The organism is Luxibacter massiliensis, from assembly GCF_900604355.1.
Lineage (GTDB): Bacteria > Bacillota > Clostridia > Lachnospirales > Lachnospiraceae > Luxibacter > Luxibacter massiliensis.
Genome location: NZ_UWOE01000001.1, coordinates 3680343 through 3698561 on the forward strand (window position 1 = coordinate 3680343; position 18219 = coordinate 3698561).

The following is an 18219-nucleotide window of genomic DNA, read 5'->3' on the forward strand; positions in this document are numbered from 1 at the left end:
AGGAGGCAAGCCAGTGGGTAAAACGCCTCTTACAGAACCAGAAATGTATGCACTTCTTGCAAAAAACCTGTCCTACTTACGCAAATCTCAGGGCGGGCTTTCCCAAAAAACGGTGGCACGGATCTTACACCTGCCGCCAAAAACCATTATGAATTACGAAAACTGCAGGGCCACTCCGCTTGCCTATGCTGTCCTGAAACTGGCAGATTATTACGGCTGCTCCGTGGAAGACCTGCTGACAAAAAATCTCACAGAAAGGAAATAGAATTTTGAACAGCAACCAGAAAAAATTAAAGCAGATGATTCGGGAAGAGGAATCTTTCATTACCGATCAGGAATTTTTTACGTCCTCTGCCTTCCATCAGTATCTGACCTCCCAGGCACGTGCTGCTACCGGGCGTTACTGCTACGGCCTGCAGGCACTGATTTCCTGGGACGAATCCGATGGTGCGGCACTGGCTTACACAGACTCTTATAAGATCTACCTGAACGCAGCAAACCGTGTTACCCAGAGCTTTCCGTCCCGCTTCCTGCGGGCGCTGAGCCTGGTAGGGATGACCGGACATGAGACGGCTCATCTTTTGTTTACGGATTTCACCACCCGGAACCTCTACTTGACAAACCTGGGGAACGGCTCTTTTTACCCGGAAGATCCTTCCGTGGAGCTGCCGGTTTATCAGAAAAACCAGACGGAGATCCTGGACGCCCTGCAGGAAAAGGACAAGGCCGTATCTCTGACCTTGCAGACCTGTGCGGCTTCTCTTCAGAACATCCTGGAAGACATCTATATTGAAGCGAGGATGTGTGCTGCCTTTCCCGGCAGCTTCCGAAAGGGCATCCAGCTCAATAACCTGCGGATGCTGGAGCAGATCCCGGATCTTCACGAACAGCTCAGCCGGGATTACCAGCCGTTTACGATTGCAACCAACCTGCTTCTGGCTTATTGCCGGTCCGGCACCATCAGCAACCGCTTCCACAGCGACAGCGAATATCTGGATGTGCTGACCGATGGCATGGAGTATATCGACACAGCACTGGAAGCACCATCAATTAAGGAACGGCTGACTGCGACAAACTGTCTGCTTGTCCTGTTCTGGGACTTTATCAAACCGCTGGTAGAAGAAATGCGGGAAAAGCTGGAACAAAAGAATGAAACAGAAGCAACAGAGGAGCTTCAGGATCTTCTGGATCAGCAGATTGCGGGCAGCACGCCCATTCCTCTGGGAAAAGGTGGTGGGGAGGTAAAAAATATCCCTTCCGCCAAAGGAGGCGCAGGCACCAATCCGCAAGACGCAGATTTCTTTTCTTCCAAGGGCCGTCAGGAAAGCCTGAAGGAAGCGGAAAAAGTGATGGAGGAGGAAGGCGGGCGGATTGCCCTTGCCAAGACCAGCGCTATTTTAGACGGCAATGATCCGGGCGTAACCTACGCATCCCAGTATGCCGGCACCGGCTATGAGGATGCGGCATCAGATATTGCCCGTGTCTTAAATGAAGCCGCAACAGAAAAGGCGCAGGCAGCCTATGAACAGCAGCTGACAGAAGAATTACAGAAAGCAGCAAATGATATCCATTACGGAAATGCCCATGCCGGTATCCATGTGACCATTCATCGGGTACAGGACATCCCAGACCGGCTGATCCGGCAGTATGAGGAAGTTGCACCTCCTCTTCTCAGGGCTTCCAAGCGCCTGCAGAGTTCCCTACTGCCCCTCTTAAAAGAGGAGGCGGAAGGCGGAAAGCAGAAGAACCTTCTGTATGGACGGCGGCTGGATATGCGCTCCTTCCATCACCAGGACGGTTCTTTCTTCATCCGAACCAGGCTCCCAGCCGATGAACAGCGGCTGGCAGTAGGGCTCCTGATTGACGAAAGCGGATCTATGGGCTGGGGTGACCGTATCACTCACGCCAGAAAGACAGCCATTGTCCTTTATGACTTCTGTGTCAGCCTGGGGATCCCGGTGACCATCTATGGCCATTCCACGGATTACCGGGGCGTAGCCCTCTATTCCTATGCGGAGTTTGACTCTGTGGACGAGAATGACCGCTACCGGCTGATGGATATGATAGACCGCAGCGGCAACCGGGACGGCGCAGCGCTCCGCTTTGTTGCAGAGCATCTGGCGAAAAGACCGGAGAACCGGAAACTTCTGATCCTGATCTCCGACGGTCAGCCAGCCGATACCGGCTATCGCGGCACGGAGGCAGAGGCGGACCTGCGGGGGATCAAGAAGGAATACGCCAGACAGAATATTGTTCTGTTTGCGGCAGCCATTGGAGAGGACAAGGATGCCATCCAGCGCATCTATCAGGAAGGGTTTCTGGACATTACCCGTCTGGATGACCTGCCGAAAAACCTGACGCTCCTCGTTAAACAGTACCTCAAATAAATCATAGAAAGAAGGGATAACTTATGAGCCAGTCTTATCAGAATCTGGCATCGGACCAGATCTGTAAGGTCCAGAATGACAAGAAACTGATTTCTTTTCATGACCGGCTGCGGGCCGCTTTGCCTGGCAGCTATGCACAGATACACGCCAAGGGAGAGTTTTCAGAGAACAACCATAAGGTTCACTCGCTCATCGGCGTGTCTATCCAGGATTATTCCAACGGCACCGGGGAACGCAATATCATCACCCGGTTCCATTTAAGCCCGGAGCAGGTGCAGTTTTTCCTCACCCGCCTTACCGCAGGCTTTCAGGAATTTGAATGGAGTATCAGCAAGATCTTTGGGGAACCCGATCAGTATGGGTACTCCACCGCACAGCAGTTTTCCATTTCCAGGCACGCTCGGGCATCCGACGGCAGGGAAATGAAGAACCCGTGGCGGATCCAGATCATAAACGGAAGGGGGATCAAAGTACAGAATCGAAACGGCGGCTCCTATATGCAGTCCGGCAGCTTCCAGATGGAAAAATCGGCCTTTATCCTGCTCACGGACATGGACCTCTACCAGCTCTTAAAAAGGGTGGATGCGTATGTGACCGAGTGGGAGCGCTGCATTGCCCCGCCGCTGATCTCAAACGGGAAAGAGATGCTCGCAAATCAGCAGGCCCAACGCCAGCAGATGCAGCGGCAGCCTTACCCATACGCAGCATAGAAAACACGATACAGCCATGCAGGAAAGGAAGCGGAAACCCCGCTTCTTTTTCTGTTCAGGCAAAAAGAGAAAGGACGATTTTTATGAGTATTGCCGTGATACGAAACATGGATACCCAGGGGCGCATCATCATCCCTGCGGATATCCGCAAAGAAACAGGCATCCGCAGCGGCAGCACCCTGGAGATTGCCACGGATGGGACAACCATCCGCATCCGGAAGTGTACGCCCCGGAATACCGGTTCCAAAGAACTCCGGGATTTCCTGGAGCCTCTCTATAAGAACATCCGCTGCGGGCTTGCCATCAGCAGCACTGACTGCATCCTGGCATCCAAAGGCTGCTATCTGCCAGAAGGTGCACAGATCACAGAGGAACTGCGTTCTCTTATCCAGGAGGGCAGAGAAATGTTTTCTCAATCAGGCCTCTGCCCGCCAGTTCCCGACTGCTCCCGGAAGGTTGCCGCACTGTTTCCGGTCACTTTAGCTCTGGCTTCTAAAAAAGCAGCGCTATTGCTGATCCCGGAGCCAGGACGGTGCTTATCGGGCGCCGAGTGTAACTGCACACGCCTGATAGCAAACATGATTACCCGTAAATGCAAACCGAATGAATAGAAAGGACGAATGATTATGAAAGCATTGCACCCATTAACAGAAGAACAGAGAATTTTCGCAGAGAAGCACCATGATTTTATCTATCAGTATCTGAACGGACGCCACCTGAATATCGAGGATTACTACGATACCGCTGTCTTTGGCTATCTGAAAGCCGTACAGGATTATCTGGAGAAACCGGAACTTCAGCAGTACCGCTTCTCCACCATCGCCCGCATCGCCATGCGGGATGCACTGGCAACGGAATGGAAAAAACAGAACCGGCCCATGAGCCGGGCTTATCTGGAGGAGTATCAGGAAGATACCGTTGAACTGGACGTTTTCCTTCCTGTCCGGCAGGAACGTCTGGCAGAGGCAATGGATGACCGGAACCGCCTGCTGGCGCTTCTGGCTTATCTGACGCCGAAGGAGCGCCAGGTGGTCCATCTGCAGGCGGACGGCTACACCTACCACGAAATTGCCGAGATCTGTAATATTACATCCCACGGGGTACACAGCCGGTTCTACCGCCTCCGCAGAAAAGTACGGAGTCTGGATGGAATGGAGGTGTGACTCTTTTATGACGAATGAAAAAATCACGGCTATGCCAGTAAAAAAGAAACAGATCCATCTGACCGCCACCCCCAGTCTGACCCTGCGTCTGCATGAGCGGGCATGGATCCTAACAGGCTCCCGGTCCCTGTCTACCTCCCTGGTCCAGCAGATCCTGGAGGTATCGCAGGACGGCGTCGTATTTGAAACCGAAAACACCATTTACCATTTGACCTATGCACGCCGTCCGGCAGAGATTGAGGTGATGTGCGCTTGACTGATATTTATGAACGGGGGAGCAGCCTGCAAAAGCTGCTCTCCACCCTGAAGCTCAACCGGGAACGGGTTCCTCTGGAAACTTTAAAGAGCGTATACCGTATTCCTTATGAGGAGCTGAAGGCGCAGATCCGGGAAATCGTCCAGGAATTTGTCCTTCTGGTCGCCTGCCACCACCTTCTGATCAATCCGAATTTTTCTCTGGATGAACAGACAGCTGTGGTACAGGCTGCCATTGACCGCTCCCGGATTCCAAAGGAGATTGGAAAAAGCCTGACCAGAGACTATGACGTGTCGAAGATCCACCGGATGGCACTGAAGCTGCGGGAAGAGATCGAAGCGGCACTCTGGCCCTATATTGACCGGGAAACCTGTCTGGTGGCTGACCTTGCGGATATCGAAAAAACGCCGGTCATCTATAATACCCTGACCAGACAGATCTACCAGGACGGGGGATGGATAGACCAGCCGCTGGATCTGCGGGGGACATTACTGATTTACAGGAAACAGGAGGATGCTGTGCTGCCAGGCGCAGCCCTCCTTCAGAAAGGAGAACAATAGTTATGATATTAGAAAGAAATGAAACACCTGAAGAACTCGCTTTTGCACTAACTTTTCCGCAAATACGGGAAGCGCATGAAATCTACAAAAAGCATTGCTTTTTCCAGGATTTTATCGGGCAATGCGAAGACCGGCGACAAGACAGGATCGGACTTTGTAACCTTCCCTATCAGACACTGGAACATGAGACAGATATCCTGTGTACAGCCTATGAACTGTATGAGAAACTGGAGGACAGCAATGTTTCCTATCATGTTACGATGGAGAACGTGATCGATGCAATCGAGAAACAGATTTTAAACGGCGAACTGCGCCCGCATCCAGAACCGGCGCCCCGTGTGGTGCTGATCATGGAGGACGGCATTGTTACCGCCTCGTATACAAACGCTCCCTTTATTCAGGCAGAAGTCATTAAACTGGACAAGGAATATGATTCCGGCGAAGAGCGGGAGGCAGTTTATGGAGCTTTAGAGCACGATCCTGAGCTGACCGAATGTGAGTGCCATATTACCTGGCCCGGACGTGAAAAGGAGGCCGCCTGATGACAAATGTCTGCAAGAATACACAAGGAAATACACCGATAAAGATTTATGTTTTACACGGATATACGGACGGTCTGACAGATCCAATCGTCAGTACCGACTACGAGGAAGTGTACGCAGCAATGAAAGCTGCCTATGAAAGCGCCCTGGACGGGGTAGAACAAGAAGATTCTGACCGGGAATACAGCTTTCTGGAAGGCTGGTCTGCTACTGCTGTTGTACATGGAGACTGGATGGAATGGCAGATTGCGGAACTGGAGCTGAAGGTTCCCGAAGAACAGCCGACTCCCTCTGTTTGAGATTTCTATCAGTTCCAACTGATAAGCCTAACTGGACTAAATGACATCGAGCCGTCTTATGGACGGCTCTTTTTACGTTTGATTAAATTTATGTAATAAATATGGCGGTCAAAAACGGATTAGGAGTTGTTATTCTATACGAACATTAACTGGTCTCACTGTAAGTTCTCCAACACCTTCAACCCTGTACCATTTTCCTCGTTCAAGTTTAATTGTGCCACCTGTCCCAGAAGTAATGTAACCTATTGCATAAGTTTCTCCGCTTTCAATATCCGTAAATACAACATCGGTATCAGCAGTACCAGTAACTTTTACACTTCCGGTAACAGGTTGTATCTGTTCGCTTTTCACTCTCTCGTCACCTGAAAGGGTGAAAGTGTGCATCTTAATATAGCTGTTATAGCTTATACCGATTATAAGGACAGCAAGCGGGATTGCAACTCCCACTGCTCGTTTCAACCGTTTCTTATCCATATATTACTTCTCCGAGAAATTCCAATTATCTGCTCTACAACTTAGGATTTGTTTGTATCTTTATTGCTCCTTTTCTTGCTTTTCCAGATACTTAACAACCTCTTTGTCCCATCTAAGTTTCTTAACTCCACCAATTAAAAACATCGCAATCCCAATGCAAAGTATAACCGTTCTTCTAATTGAATCTGGAGAAATACAACACGAAATCACTAGTCCTGTACCAGCACCTGTAAAAAAATCAATAATAGATTGCTTATGTTTATAATACTTCCCGTATAATCTTTCCTTATCTATTGTTTTTACCATTTGTTTGTCCTCCTTCAATAATTTATCCAGAGAAATTTCAAACATATCACTCATAGTTACTAACGTATTCAAATCTGGATAGTTTTTTTCATTCTCCCAATTTGATACCGTCTGTCTGGTAACATGAAATAATTCGCCGAATTCCTCCTGTGACATTCCTTTTTCCTTTCGAACATTTAATATTGTTTTTCCAATACTCATCGTTTTACCTCCTAAGGATATTATCAGTGGAATGTAACAAAAAGAAAAGCAATCCATCTTTTACAGTCCGCTATTATAAACGCAAAGATTTTTTGACAAGGAAATTTTTATTAGTTTATAGCCTTCAGTCCTGCAAATTCCAATTTATTGCTATCTCAATTATACCAAATTCTTTCCATTAACACCACGTCAACCTCATTAAAATAACCGCATCTGCCCATATTCTAAGATCAGTAACATCCGTTCCGCCCTCACGGACGGCTCCTCTTGTGTCTGGCAGACTATTAATCTTCAAACAGTTCTTCCACCAGATGTTCATATTCCGGAAGCTGTCGCAGATATGGTAACAGCCGCTTTTGGATCTCTTCCCGTTCTTCCGGACCGCACAAACGCAGGTCATGGGATTTTCCCTTTTCCTCCACTACATCACAAGCGATGTGATAGATTATTTCCTCACAAAGCGTTTCACCATCCCGGAGAATAATCGGCGCCATGCAAAAGTCATCCTGCTCCTCAGAAATCCCGTCAAGGAATACATATCCCACCTTATCTGACCATAACAGATCAAAACGCGGGGTATCCCGAATGTAATCAGCAAAAGCATTCATAACCTTCTCAATTTCTCTGTTTTGTTCCTGTGTGTACATCATTCATTCCTCCTTACAATAATATACTCTAAGCAGCCGGCTTCTCTGTACAGACGCTGCTTAGAGTATATTACACTTATCTGTTCTGGCAAATCATCTTCCGACTAGAATATTTTTGTAAAAACATAGCCACTTCTACAAGTATTCATACCAGACAAGCCTCATTAAAACAACCGCATCTGTTCATACTCAGCATGAGCCTTTAACAGTCCCGGCGTCTTATGCAACAAATACTCGGTTGCCCTGTCATCCAGTACCCAGTCCTCCACCTCCTCCGGCTCCAGGATCAACGGCATCCGGTTGTGGATCAGCGCCACGGAAGAGTTTGCCTCCGTTGTGAGGATCACAAACCTTTCCTCATCCTCATATCGATTATAGCATCCTGCCATAAATAGCACTGTAGCATCTTCCCGTTCAAAAGTGAACTTCTCCTTGTTCTTATTCCATTCGTAAAAACCTCTGGACGGAATGATGCAACGCCTGTTCTGTATACTATCCCGAAAAGCCCGACGTTCCAGGGCACTCTCTGCCCTTGCGTTGATCAGCAGCTTTCCTTTCTCAAACCCTGGGAAGCCCCATCTCATCTGTTCTGCAGCAAGATGGTGCTCCTGCCCTTTTATTATTGTAGCATTTTGCGCTGGGAAAACATCACCAGTGCGCTCTATCTGCAATTTCCTATCCAGATCCCGTACCAGCTTCTCAATCTCCCTTGCCGTCTCATCATCCACATAATAACGTCCACACATTTTCTTCTCCTTATCTCGACTTTCCCAGCGTTTGTTCCCTGCATTTCTTCAGCAATCTCTGGAGCCGTAAATAATCATAGGTACGAACAGGATTTTTAATCATCGCTTTAAAAGAAAACCGAAACAATATCTGATAAATGATCCCCTGACGGATACACCAGATACACAGTGCATAGGTGCTATGAATATCGCCCCTCTGAAGCAGCCGGACCAGATAAGAGATCTTCACAATATCCTGTTCTGTATATGCAGCAACTGCCACAGGAAAGCTTAGTCCTTCCATAAAAAACTGCAGTTGCTTTAATCCCTCCTCTGGAAATTTTAAAATATGCTTATTCACTATTCCTCTCCCCAACTTACCTTCCAACAATGCGACTCCGGATAATAATATAACCGAAATAGATATTCCTGATTTTCCACCACTGTACTACAGCAGAACTCCTGAATAGGAATACCACAATAAAATTTTTCTGCCTGCTTCTGTACATTAATGTGCGTAACTTTATGAATTACGCCTTCCTCATCTTGATATTTGAACATCATAGGAATTGTTCTGCCTTTGCTCGTATACCAGACAGAACAGGCAATTTCCTTCATTTTTCTTTTCAGCTCGCCCTCATCCGGTTTCTGGGTGTTCGTTCCAATCCCCATGCTCATAGATCTCTACCTCCTATTTTACCCCGATTTTCTTATAATCAACAGTCCTTTTTTCTCTTGAGATTCCACCGGACATATGGTCAATAGGACTTCCCACAAATGCCGCCCGCTTCACCGAGTCGATCCCATACCGTCCACGAATCCGGTCCACCGCAGCATCCATTTTCTCCAGCTTTTCATAATCTGTCGTGTCAAACATATCCAACTGGCGCATGTTGAACCCATCCTTTACCCGGCTGGTGTGGATCCCCAGATACCGGATGGCTGTCCCATCCCATAATTGGTCAAAAAGCTGGCAGGCACAGCGATGGATCTCAATGGTAATGTTCGTAGTGTTCCGCAGCGTCATCTGGTGGCTGGCATAACGCAGGTCATGAGATTTGATTCCCACAGCAATCACTTCCGCCCGCACCTTTGCTGCCCGCAGTCTGGTTCCCACCGTCTCCGCCAACGCCAACAACACCAGCTTCGCAGTGGACGCATCCCTTACATCAAAGGCAATGGTGGTGGAGTTCCCGTATCCTTTATTGGCCGGGGCTTCAGACTGCACCACGGATACATCCATCCCATTGGCAAACGCCCAGATGACCTCCCCGTGCTTTTTCAGATGGACTTTCAGCAGATGCGGATCCGCATGGGCCAGTTCCCCTATGGTATGGATCCCCAGGTTAAACAGCTTTTTTGCAGTCGCCCGCCCGACAAAAAACAAATCACTCACCGGAAGCGGCCACATTTTATCTTCAATCTCATTATGCCACAGCGTATGCACCCGGTCTGGCTTCTGGAAATCTGATGCCATCTTGGCCAGCAGCTTGTTCTCCGAGATCCCGATATTGACGGTAAATCCCAGCGTATCCCGGATTTGATCTTTCATCCTGTATGCTGCCGTCACCGGATCGCCCCAGAGTCCTTCCGTACCTGTCATATCCACAAAGGCTTCGTCTATCGAGTATTGCTCTACGTCTGGAGAATACCGGCGCAGGATATCCATAAATGCCTTGGAGCACTTTTCATATAGCCCATAGTTAGGCGGAACTAGGATCAACTCCGGACATTTCTGTTTCGCCTCCAGAATAGTTTCTCCCGTTTTTATATGGAACTTTTTGGCCGGAATGGATTTCGCCAATATAATTCCGTGCCGCATTGCCATATCACCGCCAACAGCAGACACCTTTTCCCGCAGATCCTCCTTCCCGCCTAAATGGTGGAGGCGGTAGACGGCTTCCCAGGAAAGGAACGCTGAATTGACATCAATATGAAAAATTACCGTTCTTCCATGTTTCAAACGTATGTTCGCCTCCTTTTTTCTTCTATTATGGAGAACATACGTTCTTTCGTCAAGAGGATTTTTCTGTCAAAAGAGGACTCCCTTCTCACGGAACCTGTACCGATATACTATATATAGTGTAAAACCATCTCTTTGCATTTGACACACCATATATCTAGTGTTATACTCATTTTGTACCATATATTTTGTGTCTATCCGGAAAGGATTTATCACACGCTGTTTAGGTTTGTAATCAGTCAGAGGGATACTCTGCCATCAGGCAGTACCTTCTGGCTTTTTTTATTTTGCAGAGAACTGCACGCTGTCAGAGAATGAACATTTTGCGTCATTCTCTTTTTTTATGCCTGAACATGGGAAAGGAGGGTTGTTTTTCAATGCTCCGGATGGACATAGTAACAGAAAGGAGAATCAAAATGACTTACAAAGAATTTGAAATGCAAGTAAAAACGTATCTGGAGGAGAACCTCGGTGCTGACGTTACTGTCAGCACATACACGGCGAGAAAGAACAATCAAACCCTCTGCCAAGGTCTTCTCATTGAAGACGCCTCCGATGGAGAGCGTTTCTCAGCATCCCCGGTTATCTATCTGGATGATTTCTATAGAGACTTGTGTAATGGATCATCTTTTGAAGAGATAGCAAAAACCATATATAAGTTATATCGGAACGCCAAGCAGACTGGAGATTTTAAGCTGAAGGACTTAACTAATTTCGAGGAACTGAAGGAAAAAATCATCTATAAATTAATCAATCTGGATATGAACAAGGATCTTTTGGACGATATTCCTTATATCCCGTATCTTGATTTGGCAATCGTTTTCTATTGCTGCATTGCGAACACGGATGAACAGACTGCTGGTTTTCTCATTCATAATTCCCATTTGGATCTCTGGGGAATCCAGCAAAACGAATTATACAAGTATGCCCATAAGAACACTTGCCGACTGTTTCCCTATTCACTTCAGTCGGTATGCGCCACGCTTAACGAAATGTCAGAAAATCTTACCGCCCCATTATCTGTAATGCCGGAGGAAGACCTTCTGGTCTTAACGAATCAAAGCCGTATAGACGGTGCAGCTTGTATCCTGTATGACAATATGTTGGAAAAAATAGCAGAAGTATTACAGGAGGATTTCTATGTAATTCCCAGTAGTATCCACGAGCTTCTGATTCTGCGTAAACATTTGTCTCCAGAAGAAGGAGGTCTTTCAGAGTTAATTACATCTGTCAATCAGACAACCGTGTTGGATACGGACATTCTGTCATCACATCCATACTACTATGACCGTAATTTACATACCTTAAAATGCGCTTAATAATTTATGCGAATCCCAAGAAAGGAGCATCCAATCATGCACCATGTAAAAGAAGTAAAATTGCTTGTAGACAACCTTAACAAACACCGTCACGCCTACTATAACCTGAACGCACCGGTAATCTCCGATGCGGAGTATGACCGGCTGTACGAACAGCTGGAAAGTCTGGAAAGGGAGACAGGGATCATCTACTCCAATTCCCCAACCCAGACCGTAGGCTACCCACCCGTCAGCGAACTGGAGAAAGTGCCGCATCCCCATCCGCTTCTGTCTCTGGATAAGACAAAGCAGGTGGAAGATTTATGCCGTTTTTGTGGCGATCACGCAGCTTTGCTTATGCTGAAGCTGGATGGGCTGACCGTAAAACTCACTTATGAAAATGGCAGGCTGACAGAGGCAGCCACACGGGGAGACGGGGAGATCGGGGAAGAGATCACCCATAACATTCCCACCTTTGAGAATGTACCGATCTCCATTGCTTATAAGAAACGGCTGGTTGTCACCGGGGAAGCCTTCATACACAGAAAGGATTTTGAACGGCTGAATACCACACTCCGGGACAGGAACGGGGAACCTTATAAAAACGCCCGGAACCTGGCTGCCGGATCTGTGCGGAGCCTGGATCCGGAGAACTGTAAAGGCCGCTGTGTCACCTTCCTCCCCTTCAACGTACTGGAAGGGCTAAATGCGGGGGAACACAGCAACAGCCGGGAGGAACGTCTGTACCAGTTATCAAAACTGGGCTTTGGTTCCTGCCCCTATATTCCCCTCAATCCGGATCAGATTTCGCCGGAATATCTGGAGCTTCGTATCCAGGACCTGAAGGAGAAGGCAGAAACACTGGGTCTTCCCATTGACGGAATGGTACTGATCTTCGATGACTTGGCGTATTCCGCAAGCTGCGGAAGAACCGGACATCACTACAAGGACGGACTTGCTTTCAAATTTGAGGACGAAACCTATGAAACCATCCTCCGGAGTATTGAATGGACGCCTTCCCGTTTCGGGGAACTGGCACCTGTGGCAGTCTTTGACACCGTGGAGATTGATGGGTGCTCCGTATCCAAGGCCACGCTTCATAACCTCACCTTTATCCGGGAACTGGAGCTGGTGCCGGGATGCCGTATCCTGGTATCCAAACGGAACATGATCATTCCCCATGTAGAGGAGAACCTGGACCGTGGACATTACCGGGATGCAGCCCCTGCTATCTGCCCGTGCTGCGGCGCTCCAACAGAACTCCATCGAAAAAAAGGAGAAAAAGGACGGATCATTGAAACCGTACACTGCAGCAATCCATCCTGTGAAAGCCAGCAGTTGAAAAAATTCGTCCATTTCGTATGCCGGAAAGCCATGAATATTGAAGGATTAAGTGAGGCTACTCTGGAGAAATTCCTGAATCTGGGATACCTTCAGACCTTCCATGACATCTACCATCTGGATCAGCACCGGGAAGAGATCATCCGGCTGGAAGGGTTCGGGGAGAAATCCTTTGACCGGCTCTGGAACGCAATTCAGGCCAGCCGCAGCACCACCTTTGTCCGCTATCTGGTCAGCATGGATATTCCCATGGTAGGCCGTACAAAAAGCCGGGTATTGGATACCGTATTCTCCGGCAGTCTGAATGCCTTCCGGGCGGCTGCCACCGATGACTATGACTTCACACAGTTAGAGGACTTTGGCGCCACACTGAACCAGAACATTCACGACTGGTTTGCGGATGAAGAAAATCTGATGCTCTGGGACACGTTACAGAATGAATTTACATTTGAAGAAAGAAAGGAAGAAAACACTATGGCAAAAAATACTGAATTTGCAGGAAAGACTATCGTAGCAACCGGAAAGCTGGAGAATTTCACCCGCGCTGAGATCAATGATAAGATCCTGGAGATTGGTGCCAAACCGGGCAGCTCTGTGACAGGCAAAACGGATTATCTCGTCTGCGGCGAAAAAGCCGGAAGCAAACTGGCGAAGGCCAAGTCTTTAGGCATAACCATTCTGTCAGAAGCAGAGTTTCTGGCTAAGATCTCTTAAATCCCACTTACGGTTTTCGCTGAATAATGATTTCGGGAAAGGAACTGCCGGGCAGTTCCCTTCCCTTTAGAAGAAAGTTCCAGCCAGCTCCTGTCATTACAGTCCCGAAAATGATGCAGCCATTCCACAAATAATTCCGTTGGAATACAAATTCATTTCTGGTATAATAGGGGCAAATGGAGGCAATGATAAGTATGAGTATTCAATCCGATGTGGAAATCTTATCTGTACAAGCAGTCGAGTATTACGCACAAAAGCATCATCTGTCTGAAGGGGACGTCTTTGATCTCTTCTGTAAGCATCAGGTTTTTGAAAAAATCCTGATACAGCACGAAATGCTTCATCAGTTGGATATGGAAGAGACTTTTCAATATGTGGAGGAAATCATCAAAGAAAATGCTCTGGAACTGGTACTTTACCACGGTTCCAACATCGCATTTGATGAGATTGACCTGGGAAAATCCCATAATCGCCGTGACTTTGGCCGGGGATTTTACTGTACCGTCTTGGAAAGCCAGGCGGAGGAATGGGCCAAACGTCTTTATCTGCGCTCCCACAAAGGCGGCAGATATGTTTACCGTTACCTGTTCCACCAGACAGAGGACCTGAAGATCAAGCACTTTGCTGCTCTGGATCGGGAGTGGCTGGAGTTTATCAAAGAAAACCGCACGAAAGGCGGCATCCAGCACGCTTATGATGTGGTCGTAGGGCCTGTTGCAGACGACAATACAATGGAGACTGTGCAGTTATACCTGTCAGGTATTTTAAAAGCCGAGGAAGCAGTGGAAAGGCTTCGCTATAATAAAGTCAACAACCAGGTGTCTTTCCATACGCCCCTTGCCCTGGAGCACCTGACGCTGGAATCCCGAAGGGAGGTTTCGTAAACTATGGAAGGAAAATATTTTTTCAATAACAAAGATATCACGATGAACCTGTGTATCCAGATCCGGGATGTGATCGACATCATCAAGGAACGGAGCCATCTTTCTTTCCAAGATGCCGCCGGAGCCTTTTACCATTCTAAGACGTATCAGGCTCTGCAGAATACCGAGAATACGCTTTGGGCGGAGTCAGCGGGCTATATCGCAGACCGGTTCTACGAAGAACAGGAACAAAAAGAATTACAGACAAACTGAAGATTTAAGCACTTTGTTTAAGAAGGGAACTACCTATAGGATAGGCGGTTCCTTTTTTTGTGCGGAAAGGAATGTGCATGAAATCCAATGATCAACCAAAAGAAACTATCCATAAACAAACTCACAGGAATGTCATCTCCTCTTTTACAGGAAAATATGCATTTCTCAGTAATTTTTATCCGGCTCCTGTTACCTACATGGGGCAGACCTACGCCAATAATGAAGCAGCTTTCCAGGCGCAGAAGACCTGCTGTGCAAAAGAGCAGCAGCAATTCTCTATTTTCCGCCTGCACAATCCGGCAGAAGCCAAAAAGCGTGGAAAGAACCTCACGCTGCGCCCGGACTGGGATAAGGTAAAGATTTCCCTGATGTATGAAATCTGTATGTGTAAATTCATGCAGAACCCAAAGCTGCGGGATGCCCTGCTTGCCACAGGAAACAGTCTTCTCATAGAAGGCAATACCTGGGGCGATTACTTCTGGGGCAAGGTCAACGGCCACGGAGAAAACCAGTTAGGGCTTATCCTTATGGATGTACGAGAAAAGCTGAAATGGAGCCTGGAAATGGAGGACGAAACAGCATGAGTGGTCTTTGGAAATGGAACAAAAAAGAACGATATAAGATTATTTGTGACATAACAGAAAAAGAATTTCCTCTTAATAATGTGCATACCGAAGGAATGAACCGGTATCAGCATCCAGAGTTCCAGGTGATTCTGAAGCTGCCTCCTGCTTTAATCCATTACCTTTTAAAAGAACTGATGAAAAAAGTGGCAGATGGGAAACAGTTTCAATCCGGAGATCTGGTGGAGGATTTACTTCCCCATGTCCCGATTCGTCTGGACACTTATCAGATGTACGGCCAAGAGGTTCTACGAGTCATAATTCCGGATAAAAGAGGTCGCTTCCCGGAAGATGAAAAATGTGATTTCTGGTTTAAGTTGCAGGCAGCCCATATTTTTGAGAAGGAGTGACAAAAATTATGAAAGAGAAAAAATCGACGGTCTTGGCTCTGAAATTCATCGGCATCGATGATTTTGACTGTCCAACTTATGAAGATCAGTACGGACGGTTCTGGAAAGACCTTAACCTGGGGAAATCCGAAACCCCGGACTTATATTCTACTACGAGGAACGACCTGGATGGGGAACCAGTATCCCACATCCAGCAGGAATATACCTTTGAGCCAGAACCGTTCCGAAGATCCCCGTATGAGTTCCAGTATATGATGTTAAGCCGGATGCAGCGTGACTGCGAATATTTTCTCGGCTACGGGAACCGGAGCGTTACCATCTTATCCGAAAGTGATCCCCAGCATCATATTGACCGTATGAAAGAATTGTGGAAGGAGCTTCCTGCTGACGGGAAACCGGAATGGCTGACCTGGGAGCAGCTCCTGAACTATGAAAAAGAATTGTGTAACGAATAACCATAATGATTACGAAGGATCTTCCAACCAGGGAGGTCCTTCTTTTGCAAAGGAGGACGATACCTTATGAAAATAACGATCTATCAGATCATCCCGGAATTGGATCAGGACCGGCTGATATTTATGCCCCTTTCCTATTTTCAAAAAGCCGGGTATCCATCACCGCCTGCAGAAATTTATGAATCCGTATTCTGCGGAGAAACGGAAGTCGCCACGCTGGAAGAAATCTACCGGATATTCAACCGCAAAGATGAAGCGGATGCCCGCTATTTGGAAAAGATCGGTTTCACCGGACATTCCATGTCAGTCTCTGACATTCTGGAAATACAGCACTCACCGGGAGAAAGCCGTTTCTATTTCTGTGATACATTTGGTTTTTCTCAAATAGCATTTCAGAAGGAAAACGCCATGCTGCCAGTTCAGAACCATGACAATATCCCTTTTGAGCAGGTCAATCGGTCCAAGCCAGGTTATCTGGCCTATATGGATAACGGGGGAATTTCTATTCATCCCTGTATCCAGGTCCAGCTCCAACGCTGCAAATACAGTCAATGCCAGCTCGGATACCGGCTCCGTTACCAGGAGAAGGAAGAGTCCCCTTGGCGGCAGCGAGATTTTCTGGAACGTCCTGCTGTCCTTCTGTTCGAGGATACGCAAAAAGAACCTTGCCATGCAGCAGACCGACCAGACCAAGAAGCAGCAGAAACGTATCCCGCAAATCACGACACGCCTTGAACAGATTGACAAGGTGCTGAATAAGCTCTATGAGGACAACGCCCTCGGCACTATCCCGCAAGACCGCTATGAGCAAATGTCGCAGAAATATTCGGAAGAATACTACACACTGAAAACGGAGCTTGCCACACTCCAAGAGCAGCTATCCGCTTATGAGAACGCGGGAGGGCGGGCGCAGAAGTTTTTGAAGCTGACGGAACGCCATGCCGCCTTTACAGACCTCACCCCCGCCATTCTCAACGAGTTTATCAACCGGATTGAAGTGCATGAGCGCGACCAGAAAAGGGCGAGATACGCAATCCAACACATCAGCATATATTTCAACTATATCGGCAGGTTTGAGAACGAAGTAACGCAGCTTGCAGAGCCGACCGAGCAGGAAATCCGGCAAATGCGGGAGGAAATCGAAGAAGCCAAAAAGGAAAAGAGCCGCGCCTACCACCGGCAGTATTCAAGGGAGTACCGGGCGCGAAACCTTGAAAAGCAGCGGGAGTATGAGCGTATCAAGGCGCGGGAATACCGGGCAAGGAGAAAGGCGCAGACCGCCGCCGCACAGCCCGCACAGTAAAACAGAATAACCGACAGCCGAGAGGGGATTTTCCAACTACGGGAAATCCTCTTTTTCGCGCCCGGAGAAAGGAGCCGCCTATGGCAGAACAGACCCCCGACAGTATCATCACGACGCAGAGGAACGGGCAGACCATTGTTGCGGAGTTATTTTTCAATCACAGCAGCACAGAAACATTCCGCGACAAGCTGCTCAAACTGGTACTTGCCGACAGTTCGCATTTATCCGTGTCTGACGGTCAAGAGCCGGAAAAATCGGAAATCTTGCGATAACAGCCGCCCCGACGATACATTCCCCATCCGGGCGGTTTTTATCGTCAAAAACGCTGTTTTCTCCAAGTCAAGAGCCGGAGAAAACACCCGAAAAATGCCCCTACTCAGTAACAGGGGCGCAGAAAGGAGCTTGCATGAGAACAGGGCTTACCAAGCAGGAAAAGACCACCGATATTTGGTTTGACGAGAAAGACCCCCTTATCCATATCCGCACCCACAACACCGCCTTGAAAAAGCGTCTGCTTGCATACAGCCGCCGTTATCCGGCGATCTGCCAGCAGACCGACGCAGACCCGGAAACGGGCTGCATGGAGTTTGATATTGAGAAAGGCCGCTTCTCTTTCCGTCTGACCGCCCCATACAGTGAGGAACGCCGGAGAGCCGCCAGTGAAGCGGCGAAAGCCGCCGCGAGCAATCTCACACGAAGTATGGTATAATTTTTTTGAAAAAGTTTTGGATTTGATGTAGTATTCGCCGCTAAAACCGTAGTATAT

26 protein-coding genes and 1 pseudogene are annotated in these 18219 nt (G+C 47.9%); 20 read left to right on the top strand and 7 right to left on the bottom strand.

The genetic code is table 11. The features are described from left to right. Positions 1–13 precede the first annotated feature (13 nt). The 9 genes from EFA47_RS17185 to EFA47_RS17225 all read left to right on the top strand — a co-directional run bounded on the left by EFA47_RS17185 (position 14) and on the right by EFA47_RS17225 (position 5917). The gene (locus EFA47_RS17185; RefSeq protein WP_240577858.1) at positions 14–265 is read left to right on the top strand and encodes a helix-turn-helix transcriptional regulator; all 252 of its coding nucleotides are present in this window, start codon (positions 14–16) and stop codon (positions 263–265) included. 4 nt (positions 266–269) lie between these two features. Beyond that, positions 270–2387, top strand: coding sequence for a nitric oxide reductase activation protein NorD (locus tag EFA47_RS17190; protein WP_204248860.1), 2118 nt, complete (start codon positions 270–272; stop codon positions 2385–2387). A gap of 23 nt (positions 2388–2410) precedes the next feature. Continuing rightward, positions 2411–3097: a hypothetical protein gene (locus EFA47_RS17195; protein WP_087162315.1), complete on the top strand. Its 687-nt coding sequence runs from the start codon at positions 2411–2413 to the stop codon at positions 3095–3097. A gap of 83 nt (positions 3098–3180) precedes the next feature. Then, positions 3181–3708, top strand: coding sequence for an AbrB/MazE/SpoVT family DNA-binding domain-containing protein (locus EFA47_RS17200; protein ID WP_087162316.1), 528 nt, complete (start codon positions 3181–3183; stop codon positions 3706–3708). Between the two features lie 15 nt (positions 3709–3723). Beyond that, the gene (locus tag EFA47_RS17205) at positions 3724–4260 is read left to right on the top strand and encodes a sigma-70 family RNA polymerase sigma factor (RefSeq protein WP_158229572.1); all 537 of its coding nucleotides are present in this window, start codon (positions 3724–3726) and stop codon (positions 4258–4260) included. A gap of 7 nt (positions 4261–4267) precedes the next feature. Next, positions 4268–4516 carry a hypothetical protein gene (locus EFA47_RS17210; protein ID WP_087162318.1) on the top strand — a complete coding sequence of 83 codons (249 nt, stop codon included), beginning with the start codon at positions 4268–4270 and terminating at the stop codon, positions 4514–4516. Continuing rightward, positions 4513–5076, top strand: a complete 564-nt coding sequence (locus tag EFA47_RS17215) for a hypothetical protein (RefSeq protein ID WP_087162319.1) — start codon at positions 4513–4515, stop codon at positions 5074–5076. Before EFA47_RS17210 ends, EFA47_RS17215 begins: the two co-directional genes overlap by 4 nt. A 2-nt stretch (positions 5077–5078) precedes the next feature. Next, positions 5079–5618 (top strand): hypothetical protein, encoded by a 540-nt coding sequence (locus EFA47_RS17220; RefSeq protein ID WP_087162320.1) that lies wholly within the window; start codon positions 5079–5081, stop codon positions 5616–5618. Next, a complete protein-coding gene (locus EFA47_RS17225; RefSeq protein WP_227060799.1) occupies positions 5618–5917 on the top strand; it encodes a hypothetical protein in 300 nt (99 codons plus the stop codon). The genes EFA47_RS17220 and EFA47_RS17225 overlap by 1 nt, the downstream gene beginning before the upstream one ends. A gap of 129 nt (positions 5918–6046) precedes the next feature. Here EFA47_RS17225 and EFA47_RS17230 read toward each other — a convergent pair whose 3' ends face one another. From EFA47_RS17230 to EFA47_RS17260, 7 genes are all read right to left on the bottom strand, one after another. Next, positions 6047–6391 carry a hypothetical protein gene (locus EFA47_RS17230; RefSeq protein WP_087162321.1) on the bottom strand — a complete coding sequence of 115 codons (345 nt, stop codon included), beginning with the start codon at positions 6389–6391 and terminating at the stop codon, positions 6047–6049. A gap of 60 nt (positions 6392–6451) precedes the next feature. Next, positions 6452–6898: a helix-turn-helix domain-containing protein gene (locus EFA47_RS17235; RefSeq protein WP_106788251.1), complete on the bottom strand. Its 447-nt coding sequence runs from the start codon at positions 6896–6898 to the stop codon at positions 6452–6454. Positions 6899–7182: 284 nt separating this feature from the next. Continuing rightward, positions 7183–7548 (bottom strand): hypothetical protein, encoded by a 366-nt coding sequence (locus EFA47_RS17240; RefSeq protein WP_140398065.1) that lies wholly within the window; start codon positions 7546–7548, stop codon positions 7183–7185. Between the two features lie 161 nt (positions 7549–7709). Further along, complete coding sequence (locus tag EFA47_RS17245; RefSeq protein ID WP_087163001.1) at positions 7710–8291, bottom strand: SOS response-associated peptidase; 582 nt, start codon at positions 8289–8291, stop codon at positions 7710–7712. 10 nt (positions 8292–8301) lie between these two features. Beyond that, complete coding sequence (locus EFA47_RS17250) at positions 8302–8631, bottom strand: hypothetical protein (RefSeq protein ID WP_087163000.1); 330 nt, start codon at positions 8629–8631, stop codon at positions 8302–8304. Next, complete coding sequence (locus tag EFA47_RS17255) at positions 8631–8948, bottom strand: hypothetical protein (protein ID WP_087162999.1); 318 nt, start codon at positions 8946–8948, stop codon at positions 8631–8633. The genes EFA47_RS17250 and EFA47_RS17255 overlap by 1 nt, the downstream gene beginning before the upstream one ends. A 13-nt stretch (positions 8949–8961) precedes the next feature. Continuing rightward, positions 8962–10233, bottom strand: coding sequence for a DNA polymerase Y family protein (locus EFA47_RS17260; RefSeq protein WP_087162998.1), 1272 nt, complete (start codon positions 10231–10233; stop codon positions 8962–8964). A gap of 416 nt (positions 10234–10649) precedes the next feature. Between EFA47_RS17260 and EFA47_RS17265 the strand changes: the two genes are divergently transcribed. The 11 genes and pseudogenes from EFA47_RS17265 to EFA47_RS17315 all read left to right on the top strand — a co-directional run bounded on the left by EFA47_RS17265 (position 10650) and on the right by EFA47_RS17315 (position 18162). Next, positions 10650–11552 (top strand): DUF5688 family protein, encoded by a 903-nt coding sequence (locus EFA47_RS17265; RefSeq protein WP_140398064.1) that lies wholly within the window; start codon positions 10650–10652, stop codon positions 11550–11552. Between the two features lie 36 nt (positions 11553–11588). Next, entirely contained in the window at positions 11589–13586 is a 1998-nt protein-coding gene (gene ligA / locus EFA47_RS17270; RefSeq protein WP_235853297.1) for an NAD-dependent DNA ligase LigA, read from the top strand. 194 nt (positions 13587–13780) lie between these two features. Then, positions 13781–14470, top strand: a complete 690-nt coding sequence (locus EFA47_RS17275) for a DUF3990 domain-containing protein (protein WP_204248873.1) — start codon at positions 13781–13783, stop codon at positions 14468–14470. 3 nt (positions 14471–14473) lie between these two features. Next, on the top strand, positions 14474–14722 hold the full coding sequence (locus tag EFA47_RS17280; RefSeq protein ID WP_054353166.1) for a hypothetical protein: 249 nt from the start codon (positions 14474–14476) through the stop codon (positions 14720–14722). Positions 14723–14781: 59 nt separating this feature from the next. Beyond that, positions 14782–15306 (top strand): NADAR family protein, encoded by a 525-nt coding sequence (locus tag EFA47_RS17285; RefSeq protein ID WP_235853298.1) that lies wholly within the window; start codon positions 14782–14784, stop codon positions 15304–15306. Further along, positions 15303–15695 (top strand): DUF4262 domain-containing protein, encoded by a 393-nt coding sequence (locus tag EFA47_RS17290; RefSeq protein ID WP_158229571.1) that lies wholly within the window; start codon positions 15303–15305, stop codon positions 15693–15695. The genes EFA47_RS17285 and EFA47_RS17290 overlap by 4 nt, the downstream gene beginning before the upstream one ends. Positions 15696–15703: 8 nt before the next feature. Continuing rightward, positions 15704–16150 carry an LPD11 domain-containing protein gene (locus EFA47_RS17295; RefSeq protein ID WP_054353206.1) on the top strand — a complete coding sequence of 149 codons (447 nt, stop codon included), beginning with the start codon at positions 15704–15706 and terminating at the stop codon, positions 16148–16150. Positions 16151–16216: 66 nt separating this feature from the next. Further along, positions 16217–16885, top strand: coding sequence for a YodL domain-containing protein (locus tag EFA47_RS17300; RefSeq protein ID WP_087162993.1), 669 nt, complete (start codon positions 16217–16219; stop codon positions 16883–16885). Then, a pseudogene (locus EFA47_RS17305) lies at positions 16806–17453 on the top strand (DUF4368 domain-containing protein); the annotation flags it as partial. The gene EFA47_RS17300 and the pseudogene EFA47_RS17305, both read left to right, overlap by 80 nt. 80 nt (positions 17454–17533) lie before the next feature. After that, positions 17534–17725 carry a transposon-encoded TnpW family protein gene (locus EFA47_RS17310; RefSeq protein ID WP_054353167.1) on the top strand — a complete coding sequence of 64 codons (192 nt, stop codon included), beginning with the start codon at positions 17534–17536 and terminating at the stop codon, positions 17723–17725. Between the two features lie 134 nt (positions 17726–17859). After that, complete coding sequence (locus EFA47_RS17315) at positions 17860–18162, top strand: hypothetical protein (RefSeq protein ID WP_087162992.1); 303 nt, start codon at positions 17860–17862, stop codon at positions 18160–18162. Positions 18163–18219 lie beyond the last annotated feature (57 nt).